General features: G+C 60.7%; 14 protein-coding genes. 6 read left to right on the forward strand and 8 right to left on the reverse strand.

Annotated features, from left to right (window positions below):
• The first annotated feature begins 382 nt into the window (after positions 1-382).
• Both YH63_RS19105 and trmFO read left to right on the forward strand, forming a co-directional pair.
• On the forward strand, positions 383-535 hold the full coding sequence (locus tag YH63_RS19105) for a DUF1127 domain-containing protein (protein WP_002711692.1): 153 nt from the start codon (positions 383-385) through the stop codon (positions 533-535).
• A gap of 132 nt (positions 536-667) precedes the next feature.
• A complete protein-coding gene (gene trmFO / locus YH63_RS19110; RefSeq protein ID WP_046829886.1) occupies positions 668-2,104 on the forward strand; it encodes a methylenetetrahydrofolate--tRNA-(uracil(54)-C(5))-methyltransferase (FADH(2)-oxidizing) TrmFO in 1,437 nt (478 codons plus the stop codon).
• A 549-nt stretch (positions 2,105-2,653) separates the two neighbouring features.
• Here the strand turns inward: trmFO and YH63_RS19115 are convergent.
• The 5 genes from YH63_RS19115 to yajC all read right to left on the reverse strand — a co-directional run bounded on the left by YH63_RS19115 (position 2,654) and on the right by yajC (position 7,298).
• Positions 2,654-3,517 carry a phytoene/squalene synthase family protein gene (locus tag YH63_RS19115; protein ID WP_046829888.1) on the reverse strand — a complete coding sequence of 288 codons (864 nt, stop codon included), beginning with the start codon at positions 3,515-3,517 and terminating at the stop codon, positions 2,654-2,656.
• On the reverse strand, positions 3,514-3,921 hold the full coding sequence (locus tag YH63_RS19120; RefSeq protein WP_137325248.1) for an Mth938-like domain-containing protein: 408 nt from the start codon (positions 3,919-3,921) through the stop codon (positions 3,514-3,516). The genes YH63_RS19115 and YH63_RS19120 overlap by 4 nt, the downstream gene beginning before the upstream one ends.
• Positions 3,922-4,120: 199 nt before the next feature.
• Positions 4,121-5,125, reverse strand: a complete 1,005-nt coding sequence (gene secF, locus YH63_RS19125; protein WP_046829889.1) for a protein translocase subunit SecF — start codon at positions 5,123-5,125, stop codon at positions 4,121-4,123.
• Positions 5,126-5,138: 13 nt separating this feature from the next.
• On the reverse strand, positions 5,139-6,737 hold the full coding sequence (gene secD, locus YH63_RS19130; RefSeq protein WP_046829890.1) for a protein translocase subunit SecD: 1,599 nt from the start codon (positions 6,735-6,737) through the stop codon (positions 5,139-5,141).
• 207 nt (positions 6,738-6,944) lie between these two features.
• On the reverse strand, positions 6,945-7,298 hold the full coding sequence (gene yajC / locus YH63_RS19135) for a preprotein translocase subunit YajC (protein WP_046829891.1): 354 nt from the start codon (positions 7,296-7,298) through the stop codon (positions 6,945-6,947).
• 205 nt (positions 7,299-7,503) lie between these two features.
• Between yajC and YH63_RS19140 the strand changes: the two genes are divergently transcribed.
• The gene (locus YH63_RS19140; RefSeq protein ID WP_046829892.1) at positions 7,504-8,475 is read left to right on the forward strand and encodes an ATP-binding protein; all 972 of its coding nucleotides are present in this window, start codon (positions 7,504-7,506) and stop codon (positions 8,473-8,475) included.
• 34 nt (positions 8,476-8,509) lie between these two features.
• Here YH63_RS19140 and YH63_RS19145 read toward each other — a convergent pair whose 3' ends face one another.
• Complete coding sequence (locus YH63_RS19145; protein ID WP_046829893.1) at positions 8,510-9,388, reverse strand: LysR family transcriptional regulator; 879 nt, start codon at positions 9,386-9,388, stop codon at positions 8,510-8,512.
• A 125-nt stretch (positions 9,389-9,513) separates the two neighbouring features.
• Here YH63_RS19145 and YH63_RS19150 point away from each other — a divergent pair, with 125 nt between their 5' ends.
• Positions 9,514-11,070, forward strand: a complete 1,557-nt coding sequence (locus tag YH63_RS19150) for an MFS transporter (protein WP_046829894.1) — start codon at positions 9,514-9,516, stop codon at positions 11,068-11,070.
• Between the two features lie 83 nt (positions 11,071-11,153).
• On the opposite strand, the gene YH63_RS19155 is transcribed toward YH63_RS19150, so the two are convergent.
• The gene (locus tag YH63_RS19155) at positions 11,154-12,530 is read right to left on the reverse strand and encodes a LysM peptidoglycan-binding domain-containing M23 family metallopeptidase (protein WP_046829895.1); all 1,377 of its coding nucleotides are present in this window, start codon (positions 12,528-12,530) and stop codon (positions 11,154-11,156) included.
• A gap of 146 nt (positions 12,531-12,676) precedes the next feature.
• The gene (locus tag YH63_RS19160) at positions 12,677-13,330 is read right to left on the reverse strand and encodes a protein-L-isoaspartate(D-aspartate) O-methyltransferase (RefSeq protein ID WP_046829896.1); all 654 of its coding nucleotides are present in this window, start codon (positions 13,328-13,330) and stop codon (positions 12,677-12,679) included.
• Positions 13,331-13,473: 143 nt separating this feature from the next.
• On the opposite strand from YH63_RS19160, the gene YH63_RS19165 reads away from it, so the two are divergent.
• Positions 13,474-13,944: a PaaI family thioesterase gene (locus YH63_RS19165; protein WP_046829897.1), complete on the forward strand. Its 471-nt coding sequence runs from the start codon at positions 13,474-13,476 to the stop codon at positions 13,942-13,944.
• Positions 13,945-14,064: 120 nt separating this feature from the next.
• Positions 14,065-14,448 carry a response regulator gene (locus YH63_RS19170; protein ID WP_046829898.1) on the forward strand — a complete coding sequence of 128 codons (384 nt, stop codon included), beginning with the start codon at positions 14,065-14,067 and terminating at the stop codon, positions 14,446-14,448.
• Positions 14,449-14,527: the final 79 nt, after the last annotated feature.

Here is a 14,527-nt window from a genome sequence, read left to right on the forward strand (position 1 = left end):
TTGTTCGCTGTTATACTGATCCTCAGGCACTATATCTACCACGGAAACATCCCCAGATTCACTCTATCGATAAAGCATAGCTTAGCGAGAGACCTATTTAATTACCGACGCGCTGGCTGCTGTCAGAATTTATGTCTGCTTTGCGTCAACATGATGAAATAACGATCTAAATTTTGATTTCTCGGCATGAATGGGGCCGAGATCAGGGCTCATATCGGTAAAACTCTTGGTGAAAGATTAATCACTTCTTACTGGTGACATGCGTTTATCGCTTAGCTGCATCGCAACATTTGCGGTGTTGCAACGCAGAATCGTACCCTATATTCAGTTCCAACGATGACGCTACTCCAAGAGCTGAATCGGGATTACGAAGGAGACTACCATGCTGCTCTCATTTATCCGCGCTATCCAGGCGTTCCGTGACTATCAGCGCAATGTCGCTGAGTTGTCCCAGTTGAGCGATCGGGAACTGGCCGATATCGGGCTTGACCGCTCTGACATCCAGCGGGTCGCAGCCGGCGCTTACAACGGCTAACCCCGTTGCGAAAACTGACTGACGAACGATTGCGCCCGCCCTGTGCGGGCGTTGTCGTATCTGAAGCTTCGCCAAGCGAACCTCACGCACCGAAACATTGCATCGGAGCGTTGCCGGCTCTAGTTGTGAGCCATGACAACCCAGAAAGATCATAACGCGGCAGCGATCCACGTCATTGGCGGTGGATTGGCAGGTTCCGAATCAGCATGGCAGATCGCGAACGCAGGCGTCAGCGTTGTGCTGCACGAGATGCGTCCGGTCAGGACGACCGATGCGCATCGCACCGACAGTCTCGCGGAGCTCGTCTGCTCCAATTCCTTCCGCTCCGACGACGCAGCCAACAATGCTGTCGGTCTGCTGCATGCAGAACTCCGCAAGCTGAATTCCCTGATTATGCGCAGCGCCGACGCCAATCAGGTGCCGGCGGGCGGCGCGCTTGCCGTGGACCGCGACGGTTTTTCCGCAGCGGTCAGCGCGGCACTCGCCGCGCATCCACGGATCGAAATCCGACGCGAGGAAATTGCCGGGCTACCTCCGGCCGACTGGCAGAATGTTATTGTAGCGACAGGCCCGCTGACATCACCGGCGCTGGCCAGTGCGATCCAAAGCTTATCCGGCGAAGATGCCCTCGCCTTTTTCGATGCCATTGCGCCGATCGTGCATCGCGACTCCATCAACATGGATGTGGCGTGGTTTCAATCGCGCTACGACAAGGTTGGCCCGGGCGGCACAGGCGCCGACTACCTCAACTGCCCGATGACACGCGAGCAGTACGACGCTTTCGTCGATGCGCTGATCGCGGGCGAGAAAACCGACTTCAAGGAATGGGAAGCGAACACGCCCTACTTCGACGGCTGCCTGCCGATCGAGGTGATGGCCGCACGCGGCCGCGAGACACTTCGTCATGGACCGATGAAGCCGGTCGGATTGACCAACCCGCGTGATCCGGCGGTCAAGCCATATGCGATCGTGCAGTTGCGCCAGGACAACAAACTCGGCACGCTCTACAACATTGTCGGCTTCCAGACCAAGCTGAAGCACGGCGCGCAGACGCACGTGCTCCGCGCCATTCCGGGCCTTGAGAATGCAGAGTTCGCGCGTCTTGGCGGCCTGCATCGCAACACCTTCCTGAACTCGCCGAAACTGCTCGATCCTCAACTACGTTTGAAGGCGCAGCCCCGGCTGCGCTTCGCCGGGCAGATGACCGGATGCGAAGGTTATGTCGAGTCCGCAGGCATTGGCCTGCTCGCCGGGCTGTTCGCAGCAGCGGATGCGCGGCAGAGCGTCATCGCACCGCCCCCGCCGACAACGGCGCTCGGCGCGCTGCTTGGTCACATCACCGGCGGCCATATCGAAACCATCGATGCAGGACCGCGCTCGTTCCAGCCGATGAACATCAACTTCGGATTGTTTCCGCCGCTGGCCTCGCCGCCGACAAAGAAGCCGGACGGGACGCGGCTGCGCGGCAACGAAAAGACCGTTGCGAAGAAACAGGCGATCAGCGCACGCGCACTGTTGGATCTCGATCGCTGGATCGCGGAGACGCTGCGCGTGTCCGACGCGGCTTAATCGCACCGTCATTGCAAGTTGATGTCGTCCCGGCGAAAGCCGGGACCCATCACCCCTGTCAAAGCGGCTGCGAAGACAGCCGCTCAGCAATCTTCCTTGAGTCGTGAGTACGGTGGTGATGGATTCCGGCGTTCGCCGGAAGACCATGAATGTGGGGCAGGTCTCTCGCTTCGCGCGCACCGGGCCATGACACATGGCAAATCACGCAGGCTGCTCACGGGATTGGGTCAATGCTCTGAAACAACTTTAGTTTTGCCTTTGTCACAGCGCGCTATGGCCAAAAGGCAAATTGGTGACGAACCTTGCCGCAAAAGGCGCGATAGTGACGGGATGGCGGCGTGCAAGCGGATCGGGATTCAGCGCGCGGACCATGCCGCAATTCACTTGACACACATCATCTGAATAAAAATTCAGATGATGGCGCCAGCGCGAACGGCCACGAGCGGTTCGCTCGTCATCACTCGGCGAACGCCTATCGCGCGGCGAAGCCGGTGACGGCGGACACCACCTTGACCATCCTGACCGGCGAAGCCGTGATGAGCCCAGGCCTCACACCCTGAACGGCTTTGCACTTGCTGCGCGCCATGTCGTCCAGAGCACACCGAGTCGCGACGACGTCGGCGGCGCAAACGGCTCGGATGTGTCCAGCCGCGCGAGTGTCTTTCCGATCACCGCAAGCGGCAGGAAGGCAGGACGCACGGCGATCGACGCGTCCGCCAGCATCGCCATGGCCTGATCCAGTTGAGCCCGCGCTTCTCGGCGCAGATGCGCTAGCGCTTCCTTCAGCGGCGCGCTCGTCTGGTGCAGGAATACTTCTTCGGCAACCACGCCGTGGAGATTCATCAAGTCGGCCGGAAGATAAAGCTGCCGCCGCGCGGCATGGCGCGGCAGCGCCAGCATCGCGGCAACAAGCCCCTCCGCAATGCCTGCATGTTCGGCGAGGCGGGCAGTCTCCGGCGAGTTCAGACCCAGCACCCTGGCGCGCAGGGCGTACATCGCGGCAGCCGTATCGCGGCAATGCGCCTCCAACGCCGCCATGTCGGGCATCGGATCGTCATAGACATCGAACACATGCGCGTCGATCAGCCGAACAAATGCTTCGGCGGGAAGATCGTACAGAGCCATCGCCCGCAACAACTCCGCCGCGACCGGATTGCCCTCGACCGCCCCGTGGTCGGCAGCCTGACTGCTCCCCGTCAACGCGTCGCGCCACCATTGCAGGCGGATCTCGCCGGGCAGCGGCTGGCTGACGTGATCGCGGACATGCGCAACCTCAGCATTGAACGCCGCGAGCGCCATCCATGCCCGCCGCGCGTCCGGCTGGACGAACAGGCTCGCCGCATAGGTTCTGAAATCCTGCGCGCGCACCAGATCCGTGCAAAACGCTTCGGCAGATCGGTCTGCTGCGCTCATGGAACGGCAATGAGTGCTGCCGCCACGCGCCGGCGCTCACCCATCATGATATTGTAGGTGCGGATTGCCGGACCCGTCTGCATGGTGTCGAGCAACACATGAACCTGCCGCAGCGCATTGCGCAGCGGCGTGGGAGCGATCCAGACATCGCTTCCCGTGCCGATCAGCAGTGTATCGATCTCGTTGGCATGCTCGAAAATTCGCGCCAGTGAATACCGGTCGATGTCCTTGGGATCGTTGACCGGCCACGCCCAGATCGCATCCGGCAGGCACAACAGCGAGCCGCGATGCGACATCTCGGCGAACCGGAAGCCGCCGTTGCCGTAGGCTTCGATCGGCGCCGACCGCGGAAGATGCAACGCATCCGGCGCGCTCGTACTCACTTTCCGACGTTCGTGATCCATCTCAGCACCACCTGTCACGAACTTCGGAAAGTCGTGGGTATTAGAGCGGGGTGAATTCAGGTTAAGTCGCTCACCACGTCATTGCGAGCGAAGCGAAGCAATCCAGTTTTTGTTTTGCATCAGCAAGAACTGGATTGCTTCGTCGCAACCGCTCCTCGCAATGACGACCGAGAATGACTGTCGATCACACCTAAAATCATCAGGGCTTCGACGGCTTGTCGTCCTCGCCGCCCCGGTTTTCGCCCACGCCGAGATAGATCAGGATCGGGGCTGCGATGAAGATCGAGGTGTAGGTGCCGACCAGCACGACGCCGAAGGTCATCGTCGCCGCAAAGCTGTGGATCGCCTTGCCGCCGAACAGCAGCAACGCGAGCAGCGCAAGCGTCACCGTGACGTGCGTGATGATGGAGCGCGACAGTGTCGAGTTGATCGAGGCGTTCAGCAATTCCGGCATCGGCATCTTCTTATAGCGCCGCAGCATTTCGCGAATGCGGTCGTAGATGACGACGGTGTCGTTGAGCGAGTAGCCGAGAATGGTAAGCAGCGCCGCGATACTGGTCAGATCGAATTCGATCTGGGTGATCGACATGAATCCCAGCGTCAGCACGATGTCGTGGACGTTCGCGATCATCGCGCCCAGCGAGAACTGCCACTCGAACCGGAACCAGAGATACATGAAGATGCCCGCGATCGCGAGCATCAGCCCAACCGTGCCGTAGGCGAGCAACTCGCTCGACACACGCGGTCCGACCACCTCGACGCGGCGATACTCGACGCTGTCACCGAGTAGCTGACGGACCTTTTGAACCGCCACCTGCTGCGCCTGATCGCCGCCCGGCTGTTCGGCAATGCGGATCAGAACGTCGGAGGGACCGCCAAACTGCTGAAGCTGGACGTCGCCGAAATTCAGTGTCGTGAGCTGCGCGCGCAACGATGCGATATCCGCCGGACCCGACTTGGTCTGAATCTCCAGCAGCGTGCCGCCCTTGAAGTCGATGCCGAAATTCAGCCCGTGCGCGAAATAGAGGCCGATCGCGATCAACGACAACAGCGCCGAGATCGGAAAGCTGATGCGGCGAAAGCGCATGAAGTCGAACTTCGTATCGTCGGGAACGATGCGAAGCGCGGGGATCACGCCGTAAATGCTGAGCACCGTCAGAACGACGATGAAGACAGCCAGAGCAATGATAATCGTCTGAGTCACGGTCTAGCTATCCTCAAATCGGCACGGTCTTGGGCCGCTTCCAGCTCACCCACGTCGCAACGATCAGCCGCGTAACGGTGAACGCCGTGAAAACCGTGGTGATGATGCCGATGCCGAGCGTCACGGCGAAGCCGCGCACCGGTCCGGTACCGATATAAAACAGCACGGCTGCCGCGATAAATGTGGTGATGTTGGAGTCCAGAATGGTCGCGAGCGCCCGGGTGAAGCCGGCGTCGATGGCCGAGATTGCAGTCCGGCCGGCACGCAATTCCTCACGGATACGTTCGTAAATCAGGACGTTGGAATCGACCGCGATGCCAACCGTCAGAACGATACCGGCGATGCCGGGCAGCGTCAGCGTTGCATTGAGCAGCGACAGGATACCAAAGATCATGGCGACGTTGATCGCGACCGCGACGTTGGCGAAGAAGCCGAACAGCCGGTAGGTCAAAAGCATAAACACAATAACCAGCACCGAGCCGACGTAGGACGCCAGTTCGCCCGCGGCGATCGAGTCCTGACCAAGTCCCGGGCCGACCGTGCGTTCTTCGATGATCGTCAGCGGCGCAGGCAACGCGCCCGCGCGCAGCAGGATCGAGAGATCGTTCGCGCCCTGCACGGTGAAGTTACCGGAAATCTGGCCGGAGCCGCCGGTGATCGGCTCGCGGATGACCGGCGCCGAAATCACTTCGTTGTCGAGCACGATGGCGAACGGTTGTCCCACGTTCTCGAGGGTGGCTTGCGCGAACTTGCGCGCGCCGGAGGTATTGAAGCGGAAGCTGACGATCGGCTCGCCGGAGCGCTGATCGAAACCGGGCTGCGCGTCGGTCAGATCGCCGCCGGAGACAAGCACCTGCTTCTTGATGACGTAGGGCACCTTCGGCGCTGTCGAGCTCATCAACAGCTCGGAGTCCGGCGGCACCCGCCCCTGCTGCGCCTGATCGGGCGGCACGGTCGGATCAACCATCCGGAAGTCGAGCTTCGCCGTCTTGCCGAGCAATTCCTTGAGGCGGGTCGGATCCTGGAGGCCCGGTACCTGAACGAGAATCCGATCGATGCCCTGACGCTGGATCAGCGGTTCGACGGTGCCGAGTTCGTTGATGCGGCGCTCGACGATCTGGATCGACTGTTCGACCGACTGACGGACGCGTTCGGTGATCGCTGCCGGAGGCACGGTCAGACGGATCAGCCCGCCGCCGGCATCGCTGACTTCAACGCTACGCTGACCGCTCGATCCGAGCAGACCGCCAAGCGGCTGGGACAGTTCGCGCAGCTTGGCGAGCGCGTTGGTGAGGTCGGTGTCCTTGACGCGGACTTCGACGCTTTCGCCGCGAACCGCGAGCCCGGTGTAGCCGATCTTGGCGTCGCGCAGCGTGCGCCGCACGTCATCGCGCACCTGATCGAGCTTGTCCTTCTTCACCGAGTTCGAATCGACCTCGAGCAGGATGTGCGAGCCACCCTGCAAGTCGAGGCCGAGCACGATATGACGCTGGGCCCACTTCGGCCAGGTCTTGACGGTCGATTCAGGGAAGAAGTTCGGAACCGCGAAAAGGCAAACGATCGTGGCGGTCAGAATGACCGCCAGCGCCTTCCAACGCGTGAAATAAAGCATCTAGTGTCCCGTGTCCGACGTTTGCTTCATTCTGCAGCGGCCCCCTCGTGCAAACGTCGGACACGAAAGGACACTAGAAATTCAAATTTGCCAGTGGTCCTTTGATTCTAACATTCGCAAGAATGCCCGCCGAAAAATGGGTGCGAATGTTTGGATCGGACCACTGGATGACCCGTCAGATTCGTGAAAGCGTTTGCACCCGGAGCGTTAGCTCGCGGCTGTTTCTTCCTTTGAATCCTTGGCAGGCTCGCCCTTCGTCCGCACGCCGGAGATCATCTGGCGCATCTGACGGATACGGACACCGTCGGAGATTTCGACCTCGATCTGATCGTCATCGACAACCTTGGTCACCTTGCCGACAAGGCCGCCGTTGGTGACGATGGTATCGCCGCGGCGGATGTTCTTCACCAGTTCCTGATGATCCTTCAGCTTCTTCTGCTGCGGCTTCAGAATCAGGAAGTACATGATGACGAAAATCAGTGCGAACGGCAGCAGCGACATCAGCATGCTGTTGGTATCACCGGCGCCGGCGGCTTGAGCAAAGGCAGGAGTAATGAACATACGAAAAGTCCTCAGAAAGGCGCCCGCCATGGGGCGAAACGCGTAGGCGCAAGGCCGTTTTGGCCGAATTTGCGCGGACTATAGCGACAGGCCACCCAATTGCAACGGGACCGGACATGTCGATTTTGCCATGCATTCGTGGCGCTTGCGGGCATTCGTCAGCATCGGTAAGGGTGCCCTAGTGGTCCCGTTCTGGTGCTGATTCATGTCCAAAAAACCCAATAAAAAGGCCTCCAGGGCCGCCACGAAGGCGAGTCCCGGCAAGGCAATCAAAACCGCGACAAAACGCCCTGCCACAGCGGTCGACACCGAGACCCAGGCCCGGATCGCGCTCGCGCTCGAGAGTATCGCCGCGAACCTGAACGCATCAGCGGCCAGACCGTCGACCCCCGATTCTCTCAAAAAGGCCGACGCTTTCGTCTGGCAGCCCAATGGCCATCTGGTGCCGGTTCCAAAGGTCAGCCGCGTCGACCTCGGACTGCTCAAGGGCATCGACCGGATGCGGGACATCCTGATCGAGAACACCGAACGCTTCGCCACTGGCCTGCCTGCGAACAACGCCCTCCTCTGGGGTGCGCGCGGCATGGGCAAGTCGTCGCTGGTGAAGGCAGCGCATGCCAGCGTCAACGCCATGCCGAAAGTGCGCGGCCGGTTGAAGCTGATCGAAATCCATCGCGAGGATATCGAAAGCCTGCCGCTTCTGATGTCGCTGCTGCGCGAATCCGATTTTCACTTCATCGTGTTCTGCGACGACCTGTCGTTCGACGGCAACGACGCATCGTACAAATCGCTGAAGGCTGTGCTCGAAGGCGGCATCGAAGGCCGGCCCGACAACGTGATCCTGTACGCGACCTCGAACCGCCGTCATCTGCTGGCGCGCGACATGATCGAGAACGAGCGCTCGACATCCATCAATCCCGGCGAAGCCGTCGAGGAAAAGGTCTCGCTGTCGGATCGTTTCGGTCTGTGGCTCGGCTTCCACAAGTGCAGCCAAGACGAATATCTCGAGATGGTGCGGGGCTATTGCAGGCACTTCAACGTCAAGATGGCCGACGATCAGTTAGAGCGCGAAGCGCTCGAATGGTCGACCACGCGCGGATCGCGCTCCGGCCGCGTCGCCTGGCAGTTCACGCAGGAAATCGCGGGACGGATGGGTGTGAAACTCGCAACGGCGTAGAGCGCACGACAACGTATTAGAACTGCGAAGTGCGCTAGACCTGTCTCATGCGAGCCCGCTCTGACCAGAAGCCCGCCTCGTCCACAATCAACCGGCCCAACTCGGCAGCACATGGCATCTGGTCGCCTTGCTTCGAGATCAAGACGTACTTTGCCTCGGGCAAAGGCGGCAGGCCGTCGTTGGCATCAAGAACCGTCATCCAGGGCTCGATTTCCTCTTGCGCGAAAATCGACACCGCCAGCCCCGCTTGAACTGCCGCCCTCAGACCATGCTGGTTCGCCGACGTGAAGCCGACGTGCCAATCAATGCCAGACGCCGTGAGAGCCTCAACAGCCATCGCACGAAGCGCGCACGGCGGCGGCGAGAGTGCGAATGGCAATGAAGAATTCTGCGGCCGTTTGAAACTCTCGGCGGCCGCCCAGACGAATTGCGTCTGGCGAAGAACCGTTCCGCCCTCTGCGTCCGATCGGGTAATTGCCACCGCAAGATCGAGTTCGCCGGCATCGACCTTGGCCCGCAGGTCAAGACAGACACTGACCGAAACCTCGAGCCGAACCGCAGGGTACTGGCGAGCGAACCGGCCAAGCAGTTGCGGCAGCCGATCGCCAATGAAGTTTTCCGGAACGCCCAGCCGGATGGCGCCCGAGGCTGTGGAGGAATGAAAGCGGCGCGTCAGCGCCTCCTGCCCCTGCAGAATCTGTTCGGCGTGGCGCAGAAAATCCTCGCCGTCTTCGGTCAGTGTCAGCTTGCGCGTGGTCCGGTACAAAAGCTGCCGCCCCACCTGCTCCTCCAGCCGCCGGATCTGATGACTGACGGCGGATTGGGTCAAATGCAGTCGTTGCGCAGCGCGTGTGAATCCGCCGGTCTCACAGACAGCAACAAAGGCGCGAAGCAATGTGGGCTCAAAGTCCATGGACCCACATATATGACGAACGAAACTGAAATCAATAAAATCAATTCATTTCCTTCATGAAAAGGGAACGCCCATATCCGTCAGCCCGTGCCGCGACGTCCGCGCCGGGTTGAAAAGGAATATCCATGAGCGTCTCACCCTCGGCCAGAAACACCGCCGCGCTGATAGGCGTGTGTCTGGCATCACTGATGTTCGGCCTCGAAATATCCAGCGTCCCCGTGATCCTGCCGACCCTGGAAACGGCCCTGCCCGCGAATTTCAAGGATCTGCAGTGGATCATGAACGCCTACACAATCGCCTGCACCACGGTGCTGATGGCGACCGGCACCTTCGCTGACCGCTATGGCCGGAAACGCGTTTTCATCGCGAGCACCATCGCCTTCGGCGTAACGTCGCTGATGTGCGGGCTGGCGCAGAGCGCATCGGTGCTTATCGTCGCCCGGTTTCTGCAAGGTCTTGCCGGCGGCGCCATGCTCACCTGCTCGATCGCAATCATCTCGCACCAGTATCAGGACGAACATGAGCGCGGCAGGGCCTTTACCGCCTGGGGCGTCATCAGCGGCATCGGCCTTGGCTTCGGCCCGATCATCGGCAGCACCATCACCGCAGTATCGAACTGGCATTGGGTATTCCTGGTCCACGTCCCGCTGGCGGTCCTGGCCCTCATTCCGGCCTGCATCGGCATCCGGGAATCTCGCGACCCGCACGCCAAGAGACTCGATGGCTGGGGTATCGTTACATTGACGATCGCCGTCTTCGGCCTGACCTACGTCATCACCCAGGGAGCAGACCTTGGCAGGACAGCTGCGATCGGGCTCGCTGCCGTCGCCGTTGCAAGCTTCGTCACCTTCGTGCTCGTGGAGCGCAACATCGCGCAACCGATGTTCGATTTCTCGGTGTTCCGGATTCGGAAGTTCAGCGGCGCCATCATCGGCTGCATCGGCATGAACTTCTGCTATTGGCCGTTCATGATCTACCTGCCGATTTACTTCGAGGGTGGCCTTGGCCTCGACAGCAGGGCTGTTGGGTTCCTGCTTTTGGCCTATACAATTCCGTTTCTGATCCTGCCTCCTATTGCTGACTACTTGCTCCGGCGTCACGGCGCACGCATCGTGATTCCGTTGGGCATGGCCGTCATGGGCACCGGCTTTCTCGCCATGCGTCTCGGCAGCGGCATTGAACAGGCAAGTTGGCTCTCTGTGCTCCCGGGCGCACTGCTCGCCGGCATCGGACTTGGCCTGACCAATACGTCTGTCACCAACACAACAACCGGTGCGGTCCCGAGCAACCGTGCAGGCATGGCGTCCGGAATCGACATCAGCGCACGATTGATCTCGTTGGCCATCAACATCGCGGTAATGGGGCTGATCCTGCTGGAGGCTATCCAATGGTCCCTGCCCGACGCACTCGTCGCCGCCCTCGACGGTCAGCAGTTGCGCGCATTGGCCTCGACCATCGCCACTGGAAACTTCGGCTCGCTGCAGCAAACGTATCCGGTGCTATCCGTTCAGGACCCATCCGGTGCCGCCGTTCACACAGCGTTGGTCAAGGGCTTCGGCTGGGTGATGCTGTATGGCGGCGTCGGCGCGTGGGTTTTGGCCGCGGTCAGTTTCCTGATCTTCGGCTCCGAAGGCGCTACAGCGAAATCGGATCTGGCCTGCGCCATCGACGCGGCCGAATAGCGCCGTTGCAGGTTTGAACCGTATGCAAAACAAAATCCCCCGGCATTCGCGCGGGGGATTTCTCTAAACTTCAGCGTAAAGCCTTACGCCCCGTTCAGGAATTGAAGCGGGTCGACGGCTGAAGATCCCTTGCGAATCTCGAAGTGAAGCTGCGGCGACCCCACCTCCCCCGTCTGACCCGATTTGGCAATGATCTGGCCGCGCTTGATAGTATCCCCGCGCTTCACCATCAGTTCACTCGCGTGGGCATACGCGGTGACATAACCGTTGGAGTGCCGCACCAGGATCAGATTGCCATAACCTTTGAGTTCGCTACCCGAATAGGCAACTACGCCGTCTTCGGCGGCCTTGATCGGCGTGCCTTCGGGAACGGCGACGTTGATGCCGTCGTTCTGCTTGCCGTTGGCCTTCGCGCCGTATGCGGTGATGACGCGTCCGCGCACCGGCCAGCGGAATGTCGGCACGGCATTGGTCGCGTCAGCCGCTTTCACGGGTGACTGGGCTTCAGGCAAATCGGCCGCAGCCGTTTCGCTCGCAACGCGCGCTTTCTGCTGAGGCTCGGCCGATGCAACCGCGACGGGCTTGACCGCAGGCGCTGCAACGGCAGGCTTCGGCGCTTCCGCGACAACTTGCGAAGCAGGAGCCGCCGCGACAGCCTTGCCGCCCGGAATGTTGATCTTGGAGCCGATCTTGAGCTGTGTCGTCACCGGAATGTTGTTGGCCGCGGCCAGTTGCGCAGGCGCGATGTTGTGACGGCGCGACAGGTTCATCAGCGTATCGCCGGACTTGACGACATGAACGCTCGCCGGAAGCCCTGCGGCAACCTTGGTGCTCGGCGCATTCGACAGCGCCGGCGGATGGGCCTGCGCCATGCGGCGCGGAATGACGAGCTGCTGGCCCGGCTGAAGGACACGCGGTCCGCCGTAGCCGTTCGCTTTCAGAATTTCCGACGACGGCACATTGTAGCGCTTTGAGATGACATCGAGCGTATCAGCCGTACCGACGATGATCGTGGTGCCACCTTCGCGGCTATATCCCGAGGTCGCAGCAACCGAGCGCGGTGTCGCCGAAGCGGTTGTCTCGATCGGAGATGACGACGGAGGCGCGTAGGACGCCATGCCTCTGCCACCACCTGACGTGCCGACAGCCGCCGGCTGAGACAGCGGCGCGGATACGATCGGCGCGGAATGAGGCCGGCTGTATTGCGGCAGTTCGCGAGGCTGCTGATTAGATGACTGTTGCTGATAAGCGGGCTGCTGCTGAGGAGCGCCGCGATAATTGTTGGGGACGGACCCGGTCGACTCCGGCGCGGAGCGCGAAGTGAAGGGGTTCGAAAAAGTGGTGTCTGAAAATCGCGTCTGAGTGTCGGCGCTACAGCCGCCAAACCCGACCGAGACGAGCGTCAGGACCACGAAATGCGGCGCGTGACGCGAGTTTATCAACTCGACAAAGCGGGACATGATTACTCACTCAGTACGCAACTAACACAAATTTGAGTAAACACAGTCCGAGTAAATAACTCTTTAAGGTCCGAAATCTGCCTGCCGCCACAAGGGGGCGCGACGCTTCAGAGAGTGGTCCTGAAAAATTGACCGTGGACGCAAACTCAAAGCTCGCGGGCGATCCCCTGCAACGCCGGCACGAAGCGCACTGCAACAAGCTCCTGCCGCTCGAAGCCGTCGGCCGTTCTGATGACGCGGATCAGAAACTGCCGGTCGTTCATTGGCCCAACCGGCGCGATCAGGATCCCGTTGGGCTCCAGCCGCCCGAGCAGCGCCTCGGGAATTTCCTCCATCGCCGCGGTGACCATGATCCGGTCGAACGTGCCGAGCGTTTCCGGCAGGTCGAAGCCGTCACCAAGGATGACGTCCACATTGGTACATTGCAGCTCTTTCAGAACGAGCCTGGCGCGGTCTGCCAGCGTACGAAACCGTTCCAGCGTCACGACTTCCCGGGACAGCTTCGACAGGATCGCGGCCTGGTATCCCGATCCCGTCCCGATCTCCAGCACGCGGTGTCCCGGCTCCAGATCGAGCTGCTCGGTCATGTAGGCCACGACGAACGGCTGGCTGATGGTCTGTCCGCACGCGATGCCCAACGGCGTATCGCGGTAGGCATAGCCGCGGTCCAGCGACGTCACGAACAGTTCGCGCGGAACGTCCCCCATCGCTTTCAGCACGGCCTGGTCGCTGATCCCGCGCTGCCGCAGGTTCAGCTGAAACATCATCTTGTCATGTGGCGTGGGCTGGGATGACTGCATGCCTGATCAACGTTGGGAGCGGGAAAGACCTGTATCCGATGCGTACTTTGACAAGTGTCGCGGCATGCGCCACCTTTTCGTGTTAGCAATCCGGATCTGTTCTGCGCAATGACCGCTTACAGTTCAAGCGTGCCGAGACTCTCATGACCTTATCTCTTCCCGAACCATTTCGCTCCACCTTTGACGGCTTGGAGGAACAGCGCCTCTCGGGCGAGCCAGACAACCGCTTTCATCAATGCTTCGGCTGCGGTCCCTCGCATCCCACGGGCTTGCATGTGCGCACTTTCAGGACAGACGAAGGCGTCGCCTCGCCGATCCTCATTTCGCGACAACACGAAGGGCCTCCGGGCGCCGCGCACGGAGGCATCGTTGCCGCCTATCTCGACGAGGTGCTGGCAGCCACGGTGCTCCGGGTCACGGGGCGGCTGGGGGTGACCGGCGAATTGACCATCCGCTACATCAAACCGGTGCCGACCGAGACGCCGATCGTCGGGCGCGGTTCGCTGGTGACCGACCATGGCCGCTATGTGGACGTGGAAGGCCGGCTGGAGGACCTGTCCACCGGCAACGTGCTGGCGACCGGGCGGGGCCGGTTCTTTCCGGTGCCTTCCTGACCTCATTTGAGAGGCTTAAAAAAAGTTCCTGCTCATGGAACTTTTAGATCAGGTGTGAGTTTGTGCGCTGGATAATTATGTTATTTCTGTAGCAGTCCAGATTTGTCGTTTGGGGACCGAATGCCGGGCAATTTCAAAGCAGGATCGCGAACGTCGATTCTGTTGGTCGAAGACGAAGTCATGATCCGCATGATGGTTGCCGACATGCTCGAGGAGCTTGGCTACACGATTTCCGGTGAAGCAGGCGACATCGACGAAGGCATCAGGCTCGTACAGGCAATCGACTTCGACATCGCCATTCTCGACGTCAACGTCAACGGCAGGGTGATCACACCGGTCGCCGAAGCCGTTCAGATGCGCGGCCTCCCCTTTGTGTTCGCGACCGGCTACGGCGCGCAGGGTCTCCCGGAAAAATTCCGCGACCGTCCGACGCTGCAAAAGCCTTTTCAGATCGAAACGCTGGCACGCACGATCGAGACGGTTCTGAAAGGCATCGCGGCGTAGGCCGCCATTGCGAGGAGCACTTGCGACGACGCAATCCAGTTCCTTGTTGCTCTGGATTGCTTCGCTTCGCTCGCAATGA

The sequence above is a fragment of the Afipia massiliensis genome, assembly GCF_001006325.2.
Classification (GTDB): domain Bacteria; phylum Pseudomonadota; class Alphaproteobacteria; order Rhizobiales; family Xanthobacteraceae; genus Afipia; species Afipia massiliensis_A.

Coding starts and splice junctions, on each gene's coding strand:
- YH63_RS19165 (WP_046829897.1), top strand. CDS start 13,474: ATGACCTTATCTCTTCCCGAACCATTTCGCTCCACCTTTGACGGCTTG.
- YH63_RS19105 (WP_002711692.1), top strand. CDS start 383: ATGCTGCTCTCATTTATCCGCGCTATCCAGGCGTTCCGTGACTATCAG.
- YH63_RS19150 (WP_046829894.1), top strand. CDS start 9,514: ATGAGCGTCTCACCCTCGGCCAGAAACACCGCCGCGCTGATAGGCGTG.
- YH63_RS19145 (WP_046829893.1), bottom strand. CDS start 9,388: ATGGACTTTGAGCCCACATTGCTTCGCGCCTTTGTTGCTGTCTGTGAG.
- YH63_RS19120 (WP_137325248.1), bottom strand. CDS start 3,921: ATGGATCACGAACGTCGGAAAGTGAGTACGAGCGCGCCGGATGCGTTG.
- secD (WP_046829890.1), bottom strand. CDS start 6,737: ATGCTTTATTTCACGCGTTGGAAGGCGCTGGCGGTCATTCTGACCGCC.
- trmFO (WP_046829886.1), top strand. CDS start 668: ATGACAACCCAGAAAGATCATAACGCGGCAGCGATCCACGTCATTGGC.
- YH63_RS19170 (WP_046829898.1), top strand. CDS start 14,065: ATGCCGGGCAATTTCAAAGCAGGATCGCGAACGTCGATTCTGTTGGTC.
- yajC (WP_046829891.1), bottom strand. CDS start 7,298: ATGTTCATTACTCCTGCCTTTGCTCAAGCCGCCGGCGCCGGTGATACC.
- YH63_RS19140 (WP_046829892.1), top strand. CDS start 7,504: ATGTCCAAAAAACCCAATAAAAAGGCCTCCAGGGCCGCCACGAAGGCG.
- YH63_RS19155 (WP_046829895.1), bottom strand. CDS start 12,530: ATGTCCCGCTTTGTCGAGTTGATAAACTCGCGTCACGCGCCGCATTTC.
- YH63_RS19115 (WP_046829888.1), bottom strand. CDS start 3,517: ATGAGCGCAGCAGACCGATCTGCCGAAGCGTTTTGCACGGATCTGGTG.
- YH63_RS19160 (WP_046829896.1), bottom strand. CDS start 13,330: ATGCAGTCATCCCAGCCCACGCCACATGACAAGATGATGTTTCAGCTG.